The organism is Veillonella sp. AS16 (assembly GCF_000517785.1).
GTDB classification, from domain to species: Bacteria; Bacillota; Negativicutes; order Veillonellales; family Veillonellaceae; genus Veillonella; species Veillonella denticariosi.
This window is the reverse complement of record NZ_AZYX01000007.1, coordinates 698,126-714,478: the sequence shown is the minus strand read 5'-3', so window position 1 is coordinate 714,478 and position 16,353 is coordinate 698,126. Positions and strand designations below refer to the sequence as shown.

General features: G+C 42.0%; 15 protein-coding genes and 1 tRNA gene. All 16 read left to right on the top strand.

The features are described from left to right. The first annotated feature begins 178 nt into the window (after window positions 1-178). A complete protein-coding gene (locus HMPREF1521_RS03470; RefSeq protein ID WP_038115809.1) occupies window positions 179-1,507 on the top strand; it encodes a nucleobase:cation symporter-2 family protein in 1,329 nt (442 codons plus the stop codon). 348 nt (window positions 1,508-1,855) lie between these two features. Next, window positions 1,856-2,296 (top strand): MOSC domain-containing protein, encoded by a 441-nt coding sequence (locus HMPREF1521_RS03465; protein WP_038115807.1) that lies wholly within the window; start codon window positions 1,856-1,858, stop codon window positions 2,294-2,296. 25 nt (window positions 2,297-2,321) lie between these two features. Further along, window positions 2,322-3,287 (top strand): GTP 3',8-cyclase MoaA, encoded by a 966-nt coding sequence (gene moaA / locus HMPREF1521_RS03460; protein WP_038115805.1) that lies wholly within the window; start codon window positions 2,322-2,324, stop codon window positions 3,285-3,287. A gap of 1 nt (window position 3,288) precedes the next feature. Next, window positions 3,289-3,591 carry a hypothetical protein gene (locus tag HMPREF1521_RS03455; RefSeq protein ID WP_038115804.1) on the top strand — a complete coding sequence of 101 codons (303 nt, stop codon included), beginning with the start codon at window positions 3,289-3,291 and terminating at the stop codon, window positions 3,589-3,591. Window positions 3,592-3,676: 85 nt separating this feature from the next. Further along, window positions 3,677-3,752, top strand: a tRNA-Lys gene (locus tag HMPREF1521_RS03450). A 282-nt stretch (window positions 3,753-4,034) separates the two neighbouring features. Further along, the gene (locus HMPREF1521_RS03445; RefSeq protein WP_038115803.1) at window positions 4,035-4,976 is read left to right on the top strand and encodes a Dyp-type peroxidase; all 942 of its coding nucleotides are present in this window, start codon (window positions 4,035-4,037) and stop codon (window positions 4,974-4,976) included. A gap of 146 nt (window positions 4,977-5,122) precedes the next feature. Further along, complete coding sequence (thrC, locus tag HMPREF1521_RS03440; protein WP_038115802.1) at window positions 5,123-6,622, top strand: threonine synthase; 1,500 nt, start codon at window positions 5,123-5,125, stop codon at window positions 6,620-6,622. A gap of 243 nt (window positions 6,623-6,865) precedes the next feature. After that, window positions 6,866-7,750, top strand: a complete 885-nt coding sequence (locus HMPREF1521_RS03435) for a DMT family transporter (RefSeq protein ID WP_038115800.1) — start codon at window positions 6,866-6,868, stop codon at window positions 7,748-7,750. 245 nt (window positions 7,751-7,995) lie between these two features. Then, window positions 7,996-9,789, top strand: a complete 1,794-nt coding sequence (locus HMPREF1521_RS03430; RefSeq protein ID WP_038115798.1) for an ATP-dependent endonuclease — start codon at window positions 7,996-7,998, stop codon at window positions 9,787-9,789. A 185-nt stretch (window positions 9,790-9,974) separates the two neighbouring features. Continuing rightward, window positions 9,975-10,442 (top strand): large conductance mechanosensitive channel protein MscL, encoded by a 468-nt coding sequence (mscL, locus tag HMPREF1521_RS03425; protein WP_038115793.1) that lies wholly within the window; start codon window positions 9,975-9,977, stop codon window positions 10,440-10,442. A 186-nt stretch (window positions 10,443-10,628) separates the two neighbouring features. After that, complete coding sequence (locus HMPREF1521_RS03420; protein WP_038116057.1) at window positions 10,629-11,678, top strand: D-glycerate dehydrogenase; 1,050 nt, start codon at window positions 10,629-10,631, stop codon at window positions 11,676-11,678. 84 nt (window positions 11,679-11,762) lie between these two features. Beyond that, complete coding sequence (locus HMPREF1521_RS03415; protein ID WP_051435736.1) at window positions 11,763-13,451, top strand: glutamine--tRNA ligase/YqeY domain fusion protein; 1,689 nt, start codon at window positions 11,763-11,765, stop codon at window positions 13,449-13,451. A gap of 124 nt (window positions 13,452-13,575) precedes the next feature. Further along, window positions 13,576-14,214, top strand: a complete 639-nt coding sequence (locus tag HMPREF1521_RS03410) for a hypothetical protein (protein WP_038115790.1) — start codon at window positions 13,576-13,578, stop codon at window positions 14,212-14,214. A 99-nt stretch (window positions 14,215-14,313) separates the two neighbouring features. Beyond that, window positions 14,314-14,901, top strand: coding sequence for a DUF3793 family protein (locus HMPREF1521_RS03405; protein ID WP_038115788.1), 588 nt, complete (start codon window positions 14,314-14,316; stop codon window positions 14,899-14,901). 10 nt (window positions 14,902-14,911) lie between these two features. Beyond that, window positions 14,912-15,331, top strand: coding sequence for a flavodoxin (locus HMPREF1521_RS03400; protein ID WP_038115785.1), 420 nt, complete (start codon window positions 14,912-14,914; stop codon window positions 15,329-15,331). A 382-nt stretch (window positions 15,332-15,713) separates the two neighbouring features. Next, a complete protein-coding gene (locus HMPREF1521_RS03395; RefSeq protein WP_038115783.1) occupies window positions 15,714-16,346 on the top strand; it encodes a transcriptional regulator in 633 nt (210 codons plus the stop codon). Window positions 16,347-16,353 lie beyond the last annotated feature (7 nt).

Below are 16,353 nucleotides of genomic sequence, written 5' to 3'. Positions count from 1 at the left end.
TACGAATAGATAGAATTTGAATATTATAATCTTGATAATTGTATAATGTTCGGTAAATCTTGAAAAAGGAAGTCCGCGGTAGAATAAATTACCTCGGATTTCCTTTTTGTATTGTTAAAATCCGAACAATCATGTAAAATAAACAGGTAATATTTATGGTTTTACATAGGAGATGATTATGACGGAGCATGAACAAATCAATACAGTGGATACCATGTTGCCGATTCCGAAGCTGTTTGCTTTTGGACTGCAACATGTGTTGGCTATGTACGCCGGTGCCGTGGCGGTGCCGATTATCGTTGCACAGGCGATGAATTTGCCCATGGAGGATTTGATTCGGCTTATTACCGCTGACTTGTTTACCTGCGGCATTGCAACACTGATCCAAACGTTAGGCTTTGGGAATGTAGGGGGACGTATTCCCATGATTCAAGGTGTCACCTTTGCTTCTGTCGGTCCTATGGCCATGATCGGTGCACAGCACGGTATGCCGGCCATTTATGGAGCTATCATCTTAGCGGGGCTATTTACATTTCTGGTTGCGCCATTCTTTAGCCGTTTCATTCGTCTATTTCCTCCTGTTGTGACCGGGACCATTATCACCCTTATCGGTATTAACTTGATGCCTGTGGCCATTAACTGGATGGGGGGCGGTGCGGGTAGCCCTGATTTCGGTAGTTATACCAACATTGGCCTCGGCTTTATTACGTTTTTGATCGTAGTATTTGTGTATAAGTTTGCTACAGGCTTTCTCGGAAATCTGTCTGTATTAATCGGACTGATTGCAGGTACTGCGATTGCCTTTGCGATGGGCGTAGCAAGTTTTGAAGAGGTAGGACGGTCCCAATGGGTGGCATTTATCGAACCTTTTTATTTCGGATTACCTACTTTTGATTGGGCCTCTGTGATTTCGATGATTGTCGTTATGCTCGTGGTCATGGTTGAAACAACCGGTGATAGTATTGCAATCGGTGAAATCGTAGACAAAAAGATCGGTCGAAAAGAGTTGGCCTCCATTATTCGGGCCGACGGCGTTTCAACAGTGATCGGCGGCGTTCTAAACAGCTTTCCTTATACGGCATTTGCTCAAAATGTAGGCCTTATTGCCGTAACAGGTGTTAAAAGCCGATTTGTAGTCGCCGCATCCGGTATTATTCTAATCTTATTAGGTATGTTCCCTAAATTGGCGGCCGTTGTTGCCAGTATTCCGAATGCGGTGCTCGGTGGAGCCGGTATTGCGATGTTCGGTATGATTATCGCCAGCGGCATACGATCTCTTGGTAAGGTCAGCTTTGATGGCAATCACAACTTGATGCTCGTTGCCATCAGTATCGGTGTAGCTATGATTCCAATTGCGGCTCCGACATTTTATATGAATTTCCCTGCATGGGCGCAAATTATCTTACAATCCGGTATTACCTTCGGCAGCATTACAGCTATCTTACTGAATTTATTGCTCAATGGAGTTAATCACGGTGATGAGTTCCAGACAATGGGGCGTCGGTAATTGTCGTGCCATAGAAGAACCTTGCTTTATGAACTGCCCCTCCAGAATTTGGACACAATTTCTGGAGGGGCAGTCCGTTATATGAGCGAGTTTTTTTGTATGCAGGATTAGCCTTATATATCCGAAATAGGCCGAATGAATCCCCGATTTAATTGGAACAGCAAATAGATTAGTGATTAAATTCACAGGGAATTTGTATGAATATTATGTTATAATAAATAGATAAATGTAGAACTGTTTTGTGAAAGCTTTCACAAAAGAAATAGTGCAAGAAAAATTTTGATAGAATAGATTGATATTTATATAAAGTTATGTATTGATGTATTCCCATAAGAAGGGAAGGAGCACATGGCAGAAGGAAAAATTATTGCCATCTCTATCAGTGAGAGAAAAGGGCAAAAGAAACATAATATCGAATCGGCGAATCTCATCGTGGATCATGGTATGAAAGGGGATGCACATGCGGGAAACTGGCATCGTCAAATCAGTTTACTCGGCATCGCCAGCATCGATCATATGCGTGAACAAGGGGCGGATGTACACCCCGGAGATTTTGCGGAAAATATTACCGTTGAAGGCATGGTCCTCTATGAATTGGCTGTAGGAACGCATCTTAAGCTTGGTGACGAGGCTGTGCTGGAGGTTACTCAAATCGGTAAGGAATGTCATCAAGGCTGTGAAATCATGAAACAGGTCGGTTCCTGTATTATGCCCACACAGGGGATTTTTGGGAAGGTACTTAAAAACGGTACGATTCGCGTCGGTGATGATGTATCGATTATTAAATAATGAATGTTAGTAAACGAGGTAGATTATGAAAGACGCATGGGGCCGTACCATTGAATATGTACGTCTGTCGCTGACAGATGCGTGTAATTTTTGTTGTCCCTATTGCCGGCCATCAGAGATTACGCCTCAAAGTCAAACTCAGTTGTTATCGGTCGATGAATGGATGCTTATTCTCGGTGCTTTTCATCGAATCGGTGTGAAAGCGGTACGCCTTACCGGCGGAGAACCGTTATTATACCCTCATATTGAGGACTTGTTGAGTCGAATTAAAAACAGTGGCTGGTTTGAAGATATCTCCATGACCACCAATGGCAGTTTGCTGGCTTCACGGGCACAGAAGTTGAGAAAACTCGGATTACATCGTGTCAATATCAGTTTGGACTCCTTGGAAAGCGACGCATTTGCCGTTTGTGTAGGCAAAGAAGGGCAGTTGGATTCCGTTCTGAACGGTATCCGAAGTGCTATAGATGCAAACTTTAAATCCGTTAAAATTAATACCGTATTGTCACGGCACTGGTCGGATGATGAAGTCCGATCTTTATTACAGTATGTTGAAAAATGGCCTGTTGTATGGCGCTTTATCGAATATATGCCGTTTCAGGGGGATGCTTTTCATGGACCGACATTTGATGAGTGGAAGTCCCAGTTAGAACGCGTTGTCGGAGGCGTTCTTGTAGAGACGCATTCCGTATACGGCTTCGGCCCGGCTACGTATTTCAGCTTGCCGAGCGGTAAAAATATAGGATTTATATTTTCTATGTCTCACAGCTATTGCGATTCCTGCAACCGTGTACGCCTTACATCGGACGGGCAAATGAGACTCTGCCTCCTGCGTGATGACGAAGCTGATTTGGTGTCCCTTGTGCGCAACGGTATTTCGGAAGCAGCACTGGCGGATCACATCGAACGAGCTTTACAACGTAAACAGGAACGCCATGACGGTATTACTATGGAACAGCCGGATCGACCTATGTGGCGCATTGGAGGGTAGTATGGGATTTTTTGATTTCTTGAAACCTCGATCCAAGACATTTGTTGAAGAATGTTGGCCCGGTGGTAAGATGTTACAAGTCCATATGGAGTATGATACACAAAAAGAGGTGTTTACCTATATGGGACGATATGGTTTGCAGTTCAGTGTGCCTAAGGTGAAGTTGACGAATGTAATCGTGAAAGAAGTGAGTCGTACCCACAGTGTAGTGCAGATGTACAGCGATTCGGAATGCGTCGGAACTACCGATGTGATTCCTACCGAATCGTGTAATATCATAAAAGACTGGATGTTACAGTATTGATATATTTTAATATGCTATTTTATGGGAAGGAGTCTAATATATTCTTTACATTCCCATAAAATAGTCATATAATATATTTTGTTATGGACCACTAGCTCAGCTGGCAGAGCACCTGACTCTTAATCAGGGTGTCCAGGGTTCGAACCCCTGGTGGTCCACCATATTAAAAGAGAACTCACATGAACATGCGGGTTCTTTTTTTATTTATGAGATTAAATTTGTAACACCTTTTGTCCTATAATTTTTAAACTTGTAACAGCTTTTGCTCTATACCCTAGTTTGATATCCTTGATTTTAAGTGTGCAGTTGGAGATTTACGTGTGCGGTACGATCAGATAGAATATATTGAAGACACAAAAACATAAGTCATAGACAATAGAGCATAAATGCTTTACCATGAACATATAAAGGAGTTAAGTACTGGATTTATCAGGAGGTACAAAATGGCGGTAGATAAAAGCAGAACACAGGATGTGTACAAAGATGCGGGGCAAAGTGTTAATTTTACGACCTTATTATTAAAGCGTGAAAATCACGATGCTGAACTTGATGTTATTCGTGACATGGCGGACCGTATTCAGGCGATTAAGCGTTCCGTTAACATTCGGGCGAATAATGCGGGCCTTGGTATCGCCTTCGGGTTTAGTTATCAAGGTTGGACGTACTTATTCCCGGATGCACGTCTACCAAAAGAATTAGAAGACTTCACAGGTATTAAGGGGGACAAACAGGATGTTCCTGCGACACCGGCGGACTTATTCTTACATGTACGCTCCAACGATGAATCCGTTACGTATACGGTAGTGGATCAAATCATGGATTTTTTACGCCCTGTTACTGACGTTGTTGATGAAACACATGGCTTTCACTATGAACAGGGCCGCGCTATCATTGATTTTGTGGATGGCACGGAAAATCCTGTAGATGAAGAAGCCGTAGAGTGGGGCGTTATCGGTGATGAAGATCCGGAATTCATAAACGGTTCCTATGCGTTTGCTCAAAAATATATTCATGATCTCGATGCATGGCGGGCATTGCCGACAGAAATGCAGGAAAAGTTTATCGGCCGTCGCAAATTCAGTGACATAGAGCTGGAAGATGATGAAAAGGATGAAGCGGCACATAATGTGGTGGCTCAAGATAACCGTGATGGGGAAGAACATAAAATCGTTCGGATGAACGTACCGTTCGCTCAACCCGGTCATGGTGTACGCGGCACATATTTTATCGGGTACGCGCGTTACTGGGATGTAACAAAAACCATGTTGACGAATATGTTTACGCAGAATGATAAATTGTTAGACTATTCCAAACCGACAACCGGTATGCTGTTCTTTATTCCGTCTCTTGATACATTGGATGCTATCGCGGAAGAAGAAATATAATGTTATAAATTTGGGGACTATTATTGTTGATGCATATCTAAATATGGTTCCGAAAAATAGAAAGCGCTCCTTTTGGGGCGCTTTTATGCTATAATAAAACTTATTAGATTCCATAGAATGTAGTCCGTTTATAGATGAGGTATTTCATGAATTATACTAGCACCCGCGGTACAGTTGCGGTAAATGAAACCTATGCGTTGTTACATGGCTTGGCAGAGGACGGAGGCTTATATGTGCCGTCTTTATTTCCTGTTAACTGCTTGACATATGATAATGTGAAAGATAAAAGCTATCAAGAGGTAGCGGCTGTTGTATTGGCAAAACTATTTCCGTGCTTCTCCGAAGCTCATTTGAAGGATATGATTCATTCCGCCTACAGCGATGCGAATTTCAACACACGAGATATTGCGCCGCTTCATTCCCTATTGGAAAAAGTATCCGTACTGGAACTGTTCCATGGACGTACGCAAGCCTTCAAAGACATGGCGTTGTCTCTATTCCCATATCTGTTGGTGGCGGCAAAAGAAGCGGAAGGTGAACAGAAGGAAGTACTCATCTTGACCGCCACATCCGGTGATACGGGCAAAGCGGCATTGGAAGGTTTTAAAGATGTGCCGGGTACTCATATTCAAGTATTCTATCCGACGGACGGCGTCAGCCCTATGCAGGCGGAACAGATGCAGAAACAGGAGGGGGCAAATGTCAATGTGACCGCTATTCGTGGTAATTTTGATGATGCTCAGCAATTCTTAAAGCGCTTATTCGTAGATAAAGAGACGGCCCGAGAGGTGGCGGAAAAGGGCGTTATGTTCTCCAGCGCTAACTCTATTAATATCGGGCGTTTGGCACCGCAGGTGGTGTATTATGTCAATGCTTATGCTGAACTTGTGGCGCAAGGCGCAATCCATGAGGATGAAGCGTTTAATGTTGTGGTACCGACCGGTAATTTCGGCAATATTCTGGCTGCATATTATGCGAAAAAAATGGGGATTCCTGTCGGCAAATTAATCTGCGCATCCAATCAGAATAATGTGCTCACCGAATTCTTTGAAACCGGCACATATGATATGAATCGTCCGTTCTATACGACTATTTCTCCGTCGATGGATATTCTTGAATCCTCGAACTTTGAACGCTTCTTATACTATATTTCCGGTGAGGATTGTGAAAGAACGGCGGGATGGATGAAAGACCTTAAGGCGACGGGTAAATTATCTGTTAACGAAGAGGAATTCAAACGGGTTAAGGCGACTTTTTCCGGCGCTTATGTAGATGACGAAGAAACGAAGGCGATTATTGAACAGGTTTATAACTCCTATGGTTATGTGATGGATCCGCATACGGCCGTAGCTATGGGGGCGTATATGAAGGAATTGGAAAAACATCCCGAAGACGGTGCTCGCCATACAATTATAGCTTCCACGGCGCATCCGTTCAAATTCCCTATGGCGATTTGTGAGGCTTTGGATATCAAGGCGGGGGCGACTCCGTATGAAAGTTTGCATAATATTTCCGATGTGACAGGTGTGGGGTTCCCTAAACAACTGGAGGCGTTACAGTCTAAAGACTTACGCTTTATGAAAGCGATTGATAAAGAGAACATGAAACAGGAAGTTTTAGATTTTGTAGATACATTCTCTAAATAATATGATGCCGCCTTTCCGAGGAAGGGCGGTATATCTGTATATTTAGTTAGGTGTTTACTATCAATTAATCTGACTATCCAACTGAGTGATTAACTAAAATTATCCATTTAATTATCTACCTGACTATCTAGTATATGTGACTATCCAGTATACGTATATAGATCGTTAGCTTTATAGATTTATCGATCTTTATAGAAAGATGGATTCAGAATTACATGGGGAGAAATAATTCAAGGAGGGGCTATGGCTAAAAAAGGCCTTATATATGCTTTGTTATCCGCACTTTTATTCAGTACGATGAATGTATTTGTAAAATTGCTGGGTACGAATATCCCACCAGGGGAGATTGCCTTTGCCCGCGGGCTCTTCGGGACCGTTGCGGTACTTATCATCATGTATGTTAAGAACATCCGATTTTCAAAGGAGGATCGGGGACTCCTTATCATGCGCGGTCTATACGGCGGTTTTGGCATGGTATGTAATTTCATCGCTTTGGTGCACATGAAATTGTCCGATGCGACAATCCTGTTTCAGACGACGGGAATATTTGTTTTTATCTTTAGCGCTCTGTTTTTGAAAGAATCGATACCGAAAGGCGCCGGTAAATGGCTCTGCCTGATTCTGATTGCCGTTACAGTAATGGTGAACCCGTTCAGCTATGACTCGTTCTCGTGGTATGCACTGGTGGCTATTTTAGGCGCAGCGTTGGCTGCGGCCGCTTATACGACGATACGAACCATCAGCAAGCGTGGACAGCACAGCAATTTTGAAATCATGGCGTACTTTCTGATTACCAGCATGTTTGCCGGCTTTATAGCAACTGATCAATTCGTGATGCCTCAAGGATATGACTGGCTTATTATCGCTATTATCGGCGGCATATCGGTGGTCGCTCAGTTCTGCCTGACCGGTGCGTTTGTTACGACCAATGCGGTGGTGGCACAATTTTTGCAATACGTAGGTGTCTTCATCAGTTCGTTTTATGGATTTCTTTTCTTTTCTGAAAGTTTATCCGTATCGACGGTCTGTGCCGGCGTTGCCATGTTCATCGCATCCGTTATGTTGGCGCGTTTAAAGGAACAAAGTTCTGTGGGGAGCGGCAAGGTCATAGAGGAAAAAACCAAATAAATGTCGAATATATACAATGTAAGAACGTTGTATGACAGCTGGGGTGCTGATCACGATCGTGATTGGCACCTTTTTATATAAGTGATAATTTATAATTGTATGGATAAAATATTTATATATCAAATTAATATCGGAGAAGCGGTGACAATGAGGTGGGTGGGGATGCGGTCCATCTACTGTTTGTTAAGTATTTTATAAATTGCTTGGCTGACTGCTCGTGGAGAACAAATGGGAAGGAGGCTCTTATGTACATACGATGGATGCATATCGAAAACTATCGGAATTTGGCGGATGTGGGACTAAGCTTTCATAATGATATAAATTATTTTGTCGGTGAGAATGCCGTTGGAAAATCAAATTTTCTGGATCTTCTGGAAATTATTATGGAGTGTCGCGGCTTCAGCGAAGGCGATTTTACAGACGTAAATAAACCGATTCGTATTGATCTTGAATTATCCCTGTCGGAGTTGAATCATATATACCCTTTAGGCGGAATAGAGGCGGAGACTATGAAGAATACTAAAGCCGCATCTATCGAATCGGTTATGAAGGGAACGGATAAGAAGAGTAAAACCCCAGGTAACGGCTTGAGTTTAAATAGTACTAATGATGATGTATTATCTTCGGGGCCCACATATCGGGTGCGGTTGGAGCAGGTTGTGCAGGAAGTATACCCTAGGCTATATAAGGTCGATGACGGACAGATGGAGCCGATGCCTTTGTCTATGGTTCGTCACGCGCTTTACGTCTGCCATCGAGATACTTCGGAACGGGAGCTTTTTTCTATTCCGTCCTCTATTTATGTTGAGCTGGGGCATCTTTTACAGAATTATGTGTCGAAACTCGAGGTGCCTGACCGTAATATACAGCATGAAATCAACAGCTTGAGGGAGGATCTGGATCCATATTGCATGCTGAATGTACAGCATCTAATCGAGGTTCTGTCCACATCGGTTACGGTGGAACGAAAGTATTCCGCTGATAATGTTCGTCTTATCATGGCGGTAGCCTTAAAAATTCTCGCTCAGGTTTATATGAAAGTTCGCAGTGCAACTACTAATTTAGAATCTTTACTCGTATATGATTCGGAGGGACATCGATATTTACCCATCTTTATCAGCGTGGATGAGCCGGAACTTCATTTAAGTCCTTATCTGCAACGGGCTGTGCTCAATTATTATCGACAAATTGCGACTAATGAGAATGAAGATTTTCTCGGACTTATTCGGGAATTATTTCAAATTGATGGACTGTTGGGACAGCTTTTCGTGGTGACGCATAGTACCGATGCCCTCGTCGATGATTATCGCCATATTATTCGGCTGTATCGGGATGACCAGGATATGGTCTGTGCCGCTTGCGGCGTTACCTTTAACTTCCCGAAGGAAGTGGAGAAGCATCTGATTATGCATTTCCCTGAAGCGAAAGAAGCTCTTTATTCACGATGTATAATCATTGTAGAAGGCGAGACGGAATATGGCAGCTTTGCAGGTTTTGGTAAGCGTTTGGGTGTGGATTTTGATTATTTTGGCATATGTCTTATCAATGCACGCGGTGAATCCTCTATCAGCAAATTGCAAAAACTGTTTCATAAATTTGCCATACCGACTGTGGCATTATACGATCGCGATGTGGAAGGAAAATATGCAAAAGGCAATGAAAATGTCTTTTACACCGATGAAATCTGCTTTGAAATGGATTTTGTAGCTCATTTGCTGGAGTTGCGTAAGCGATCCGTTATGGATGCCATTATCAGGGATATTATAGATGACGGTCGTCCGATGGTGACGAAGGATATGGCGCGGCGCGGCTATGCCAAGCTGGGTATTACAAAGAGTCAAATTGTACAACGTTGTTTGTCCAATATTTCAGATCGCAAAATAGATGATCTTCATATTTATTATTTCTCCTGGTTCTATGCGAATAAGGGGGTTATTGTAGGTCGTCGCATCAGTCAATTCCTGGATGCATCTTTAATCCCGCCCGCTTTCATAGCCGTCGTGGAGCGTGCAAAGATTTTATCGTTAGGATTGGCATAGAATCCGCATGGTAATTGATTTATTATTGAAATAAGATACCTATGCAAAAGAGTACGGTATAAATTGAGAAAACTATATCGAAAAATCTTGACATCGAGGACTCTATCTTTTATCATTAGTAAAGTAATTAATAAATTTTTTAGGAATTAAAAGATTTCGAGTATCAGGTGTTTAGGAGTAGTAAGATGAAAGAATTTTTAAACGATTTTAAAGCCTTTGCGTTCAAAGGTAACATGATGGACCTAGCTATAGGTATGATTATTGGGGCTGCTTTCACAGCATTGGTTAACTCTGTTGTAAACAACTTGTTTATGCCTATCCTCAGCGTGTTCACAGGCGGTATTGATTTCAGCAATTTGTATTTGCCGTTGAGCACAGGTTCTAAAGATGCATTCATGGCCGGTGCTGATATCGCTACGGCGCGTGCAGCCGGTTCCGTATTGCCATACGGTACATTTATCACTGATTTGATTCAGTTCCTAATCTTGGCATTTGTTGTATTCTTGATGGTTCGTGGATTGGCTAAAATGATGAAATCCGCAAAAGAAGAGGACGTTGCTGAAGCTCCTGCAACGAAAGAATGTCAATATTGTAAATCTGAAATCAACATTGATGCAGTTAAATGTCCTAACTGTACTGCAGATTTGAAATAATTTACATTTCAATATTGATAGAGCTCTTAATCGGCTCTCATCCAATAAAGAAGAATTTCTGTACTTGCCCGCTCGCATTCCTGATGTCGCTGCACAAGTACGGGAATTCTTTTTTATTGTATTAGATTTACGCTCTAGTATAAAATATATGTATATACTGTAAATTTTTTGGAGGGACTGATGCATATGGAACGAAAACCTCTAGTCGTTGTAAATGGACTTGTTCGCAAAGATGCGATTGCATATTTAAAAGAGCATGTAGAGGTACGTCAATGGACTGAAAAGACGGTGATGCCTCGTGAGACGTTAAAAGAGTGGCTCGTCGAAGCCGATGGCTTATGGTGCGTGAGACCGCTCGATGTAGATGCTGACCTTGTCAAAAATGCTCCAAATTTGAAGGTTATCGCACAAGCCGCGGTGGGTTATGATAATGTGAAAATCGATGATTTGACGGCAGCAGGGATTCCTTATGGTAATACGCCGGGGGTTCTCAATGAAACGGTTGCTGAACTGGCTTTTACATTAATCGCTACTGCGAGTCGTCGAATTTTGGAGAATGCAAATTTTGTAAAATCCGGTCGATGGGCACAAAGACCGTCGAATATTAAAGGTTTCGATTTGAGTCGTCGCACCTTGGGAATCATCGGTATGGGGGCAATCGGGGTATCCATTTCCCGGCGTGCACGCGCATTTGGCATGACAGTTGTGTATCATAATCGTCATCCGCGTAATGATGATAAATTATATAAAACAACTTATATGGAACTCGATGAGCTGTTAGCTACCAGTGACGTGGTTTGTGTTATGGCTCCTCTTACTGATGAAACATATCATATGTGTGATGAAGCATTTTTCAAGAAAATGAAAAATACCGCATTGTTCGTCAATGTGGGGCGTGGACCTATCGTTGATACGGAAGCCTTGATCAATGCTCTAAGAACAGGTGAAATCGACTATGCGGCCCTTGATGTAACAGATCCTGAACCGTTGCCGGCAGATCATCCGCTGTTATCTGTAGAAAACTGTTTGATCGTGCCGCATATAGGCTCCTACACAGACAGAACTCGTTATGATATGTCTATTCTGACGGCGGATAATATCATCGCCGGAGTTCATAAGAAACCGCTTAAAACATGTGTCAACGAAGAAGTGAATTACAAGAAACCCGTTTTGACAGAGGAAATTGCCTTAGAAGAATTGAAAAAAGCCGGCGTTGATTTGAGCGATTTCGATTAAACTTTCACAAGAATATGAAATATGTGCGGTCTTATACGATATATGGTAAAATAAAAGAATATTTATCATGTGGAGGTTATAACGTTGGAACATAAAGATATTGAACAATCGATAGCTCCGGAAGAAGTTGTATCAGTTAACTTTATCGAAGCTGAAATTAATAAGGATAATGAAAGCGGTCGTTACGGCGGACGTGTATTGACCCGTTTTCCGCCGGAGCCGAACGGATATCTGCATATAGGTCATGCAAAATCCATTTGCCTGAATTTCGGGCTCGGTAAGGAATACAATGGGCTCACAAACTTGCGTTTTGACGACACAAATCCGACGAAGGAGGATGTGGAATACGTAAACTCCATTATGGATGATGTGAAGTGGCTCGGTTTTGATTGGAACGAGGATGTGCGCTATGCATCGGACTATTTCGGACAGATGTATGAATACGCCAAGAAATTAATTACGCTTGGCAAAGCCTATGTAGATGACCAGACGGCGGATGAAATTCGTCAAACGCGCGGTGATTTTTCCACGCCGGGTACGAACAGCCCTTATCGAGACCGCAGTGTTGAAGAGAATCTGGCTCTCTTTGAAGATATGAAAAACGGTAAATATAAGGATGGCGAAAAGGTTTTGCGTGCGAAAATCGACATGGCCGACCCTAATATCGTTATGCGCGATCCCGTTTTGTACCGCATCGTGAATGCGGATCATCATCGTACAGGCGGCGAATGGAAAATCTATCCTATGTATGACTTCGCTCATCCTATTGAGGATGCGATTGAGCGTGTTACACACTCCATTTGCACATTGGAGTTTGAAGTTCATCGTCCGCTATATGAATGGGTTCTGGCGGATTGGGACGATACCGAAATTCCACGGCAAATCGAATTCGCCCGGCTGAATGTAACCAAAATGGTTATGTCAAAACGAAAATTGCGTGCTCTTGTTGAGGCGGGGCTTGTGTCCGGCTGGGATGATCCTCGGATGCCGACTATTTCCGGATTGCGCCGTCGAGGGTATACACCGGCTGCGATTCGCGATTTCTGCGACCGTATCGGCGTAGCTAAGGCGGACAGTATGGTAGATATTGCTCTTCTTGAATTCTGTATTCGCGAGGATCTGAAATTAAAAGCTACGCGCCCTATGGTGGTATTGGATCCTGTGAAAGTCGTTATTACGAACTATCCTGAGGGTCAAACCGAGCTCGTGACCATAGAAAATAATCCTGAAAACGAAGAACTCGGTAGCCGTGAGGTTGTATTCGGCCGTGAAGTTTACATCGAACGAAACGACTTTATGGAGGAACCGGTAAAAAAATTCTTCCGTTTGGCTCCCGGAAAAGAAGTGCGTCTTAAAGGGGCTTATTTCGTGACTTGTACAGATATCGTGAAGGACGGGGATGGCAATATTACGGAAATTCACTGTACCTATGATCCTGAAACAAAGAGCGGTAGCGGTTGCACGCGCAAAGTAAAAGGCACTTTGCATTGGGTGGAAGCATCCTCTGCGGTGGATATCGAAACGCGTTTATATGACTACTTATTACGTGACGATGCGGATGATAAGGATTTCTTGGCAAGCTTTAACCATGAGTCGCTACAGGTTTTACACAGTAAAGGCGAGGCATCCTTAGCTACAACGGTGCCGGGAGATCACTTCCAATTCTTACGTCAAGGTTATTTTGTAACCGATAAAGATAGCACATCTGATCATATCGTGGTGAATCGTATCGTCGGTTTGCGCGACAGTTGGGCTAAACAACAGAAAAAATAATTGTTTTATGATTCAGAATTTATTTAAACAATCGTGGTAAAATGAATCGATATGAAATTTTTAAAGAACCGTCCCGTGTGGGCGGTTCTTCATTAAATATGTTCTAATCAATTGAGGAGCTATGATGAAAAAATTACTATTACTTGCAATTGCAGCCTCTGTTTTGGCTAATGTTCCGGCTGTAAGTTCTGCTGCCAATATTAAGACGGTTATGAATAAAAACCAGAATACTATGTATCAAGGCATTAAAATGCCGGAGGGTGTGACGGTGTATAACAATAATCCGAAAGCCCTCTTCGCCGCAGAAGGCAAGAAGGACGTTAGAACCGCTTTGTTAGATGCGGGGGCTACATCTGCCAATGTATATACATTGAATATTAAAAATGGAAATGAAATGAATTATGCTGTTTATGCCGATGTGGTTTTAGGCAGGCAGTTGACTGGGATTATGGGTGAACGCAGAGACGTTAGTACGGATTCATCCACATTAGGGGCCTTGGTATCCTCTATTAACAGTGGAAATAATCCTGTTCTTGGTACATTTACCGTCGTCAATCCGTTGGCTAAGCAGGGGGATGCATATGAAGGAACATTAAAACATAGAGGTGTAGCTAATAATAATTCTTATGAAGAAGTTCTGCATGTCATGTTGTTCGATGACAAGTATACAGGCCCTAAGGCACGTTTTATAGCTATTGATGAGGAAAGTGATGCCAAGATATTTCCAAAGGTAAAAGAATTATTACAAAGTAAAACTAAATAAATATTGAAAGTATATATCAATTATTCTTGACAATTTTTCTCATCAAGAGTACCATGTGGATATAGGAATTGTTCTCAAATAAAAACATCCTATGTAGATATGCGGCAGGCAGGTAAAATTATGATGAATTCAATTGACCAAATCATTGGATTTCATTGTGCACCGGCAATTCGTGGCATCAAGCTATCGAATTTGGTTTCTATTCCACGGGACATGAATGAGCAGATCCAATTTGTATTGACTGAATATAATAAAGAGTTCAATGAAAAGGGTTTGTTCTTCTTTGAATTGTGTCGTTGTAAAGCTCGTAGACTGTTACTGGTGTTTCGGGAAACCCAATTACGAGACTATGTGCGGCAACCTGCGGTGATGACATTCTTGAAAGCATACGGTTATCATGAGCGGATGAGCATTATGGAAATGCTTGAACATTTGCGGTACCGTATGGAAGCTAGCATTGATTTTCCTCATGAGATCGGTGTATTTCTCGGATATCCTCTAACCGATGTGAAATACTTTATTTCACGACGTGGTGCAGGCTACCACATGTGCGGGGAATGGAAAGTCTATGATGATGTGATAGGCGCACAGCGTTCTTTCATGTGTTATAAAGCATGTCGACAGTATTGTCAAACTCAATTGATGTTGGGAAAAACATTTGGTTCATTGGTCGCAAGAACGGCCTAGGAGGTACAAGATGATTGGTGTAATTTATTGGTCCGGTACAGGTAATACAGAACAAATGGCACACGAAGTAGCAGAAGGTATCAAGGCTGCTGGTCAGGAAGTGGAAGTTAAATCTGTTTCTGAAGTATCCGTAGATGAAGCAGCTGCTTATGAAAAATTAGCTCTCGGTTGTGCTGATATGGGCGCGGAACAACTTGAAGAAGGCGAATTTGAACCATTCTACACTGAATTGGAAGGTAAATTAAGTGGCAAGAAATTGGCTATCTTCGGCTCCTATGGTTGGGGCGGTACATGGCTTGAAGATTGGGGCTCTCGCATCAAAGCTGCCGGTGGAGTACTTGTTGCTGACGGCGTTGCTGTTCTGGGTGAACCTGATGATGATGGTAAAGCACAATGTCAAGAATTAGGTAAAACATTGGCGAATGCATAATATAATATAATAGAATAGATAAGGCTGTAATAATGACGATGTCATTAATACAGCCTTTTTTGCATTTACATGGTTATGTTAATGATATATCAGTCAGAATTTATTTTGATATCTATATGATATAGACAGCATAAAACAGCTGTATTGATAGTATTATTTGTGCTTTTATAAAAGTTTACATATAAAATTATATTTATAAATAACTTTTATGCATAATATAGTTGCATTTTTATAAACATATGACTATAATCAAAGTAAAGAAACCTAACAAATTGTTAGGTATAAACAAAAATTGTTAGAGAAAATCTAAATATACCGATGAAGGCTATAGTAAGGTTGTAAATTAACATGACCATGTATAGATGAGAGGGTGATTATATCGATGAGTACGTTGGATCGGTTACGGGTCATAGCTCATGGACTAGCCATACAGTTCGGCCAGTCTTGTGAAGTACTGATACATGATTTACAGCATGATATCGATTCATCCCTTGTATACATTGAGAATGGGAATATAACAAATCGTCATGTCGGAGACGGCCCGTCTCATGTTGTTCTGGATGTACTCCGTCATGATGATGGAGGGGATGGTCGTTTCGGATATCTTACAAAGACGAAGGAAGGTCGTGTCTTGCGATCCTCAACGATGTATATCCGTGATGATAACGGTAAGATCGCATATTTGCTAGGAATTAACCAGGATATAACAGATTTGGTTATGATGCACAGCACATTGGAACATCTTATCGGCATTGGAAATGATGATTCCGAATCGGTTGAAAGGATAACAACCAGTGTTTCCGATTTATTGGATGATTTACTCCAAGATGCAGAACGATTGGTTGGAAAACCGGGCGTTTTGATGAATAAAACGGAGCGTCTTAAAGCGATTGCCTATTTAAACGATAAAGGTGCTTTTTTAATCTCTAAATCTTCTGAGAAGATTGCAGAGTATTTTAATATTTCCAAGTTCACTTTATATAGTGACTTGAATGCTGTTAAGGAAGAATCATAGGAGGCTA

Excerpts from the sequence above, each read along its gene's own strand:
- HMPREF1521_RS03470 (WP_038115809.1), top strand. The coding sequence starts at position 179 with ATGACGGAGCATGAACAAATCAATACAGTGGATACCATGTTGCCGATT.
- HMPREF1521_RS03465 (WP_038115807.1), top strand. The coding sequence starts at position 1,856 with ATGGCAGAAGGAAAAATTATTGCCATCTCTATCAGTGAGAGAAAAGGG.
- moaA (WP_038115805.1), top strand. The coding sequence starts at position 2,322 with ATGAAAGACGCATGGGGCCGTACCATTGAATATGTACGTCTGTCGCTG.
- HMPREF1521_RS03455 (WP_038115804.1), top strand. The coding sequence starts at position 3,289 with ATGGGATTTTTTGATTTCTTGAAACCTCGATCCAAGACATTTGTTGAA.
- HMPREF1521_RS03445 (WP_038115803.1), top strand. The coding sequence starts at position 4,035 with ATGGCGGTAGATAAAAGCAGAACACAGGATGTGTACAAAGATGCGGGG.
- thrC (WP_038115802.1), top strand. The coding sequence starts at position 5,123 with ATGAATTATACTAGCACCCGCGGTACAGTTGCGGTAAATGAAACCTAT.
- HMPREF1521_RS03435 (WP_038115800.1), top strand. The coding sequence starts at position 6,866 with ATGGCTAAAAAAGGCCTTATATATGCTTTGTTATCCGCACTTTTATTC.
- HMPREF1521_RS03430 (WP_038115798.1), top strand. The coding sequence starts at position 7,996 with ATGTACATACGATGGATGCATATCGAAAACTATCGGAATTTGGCGGAT.
- mscL (WP_038115793.1), top strand. The coding sequence starts at position 9,975 with ATGAAAGAATTTTTAAACGATTTTAAAGCCTTTGCGTTCAAAGGTAAC.
- HMPREF1521_RS03420 (WP_038116057.1), top strand. The coding sequence starts at position 10,629 with ATGGAACGAAAACCTCTAGTCGTTGTAAATGGACTTGTTCGCAAAGAT.
- HMPREF1521_RS03410 (WP_038115790.1), top strand. The coding sequence starts at position 13,576 with ATGAAAAAATTACTATTACTTGCAATTGCAGCCTCTGTTTTGGCTAAT.
- HMPREF1521_RS03405 (WP_038115788.1), top strand. The coding sequence starts at position 14,314 with ATGCGGCAGGCAGGTAAAATTATGATGAATTCAATTGACCAAATCATT.
- HMPREF1521_RS03400 (WP_038115785.1), top strand. The coding sequence starts at position 14,912 with ATGATTGGTGTAATTTATTGGTCCGGTACAGGTAATACAGAACAAATG.
- HMPREF1521_RS03395 (WP_038115783.1), top strand. The coding sequence starts at position 15,714 with ATGAGTACGTTGGATCGGTTACGGGTCATAGCTCATGGACTAGCCATA.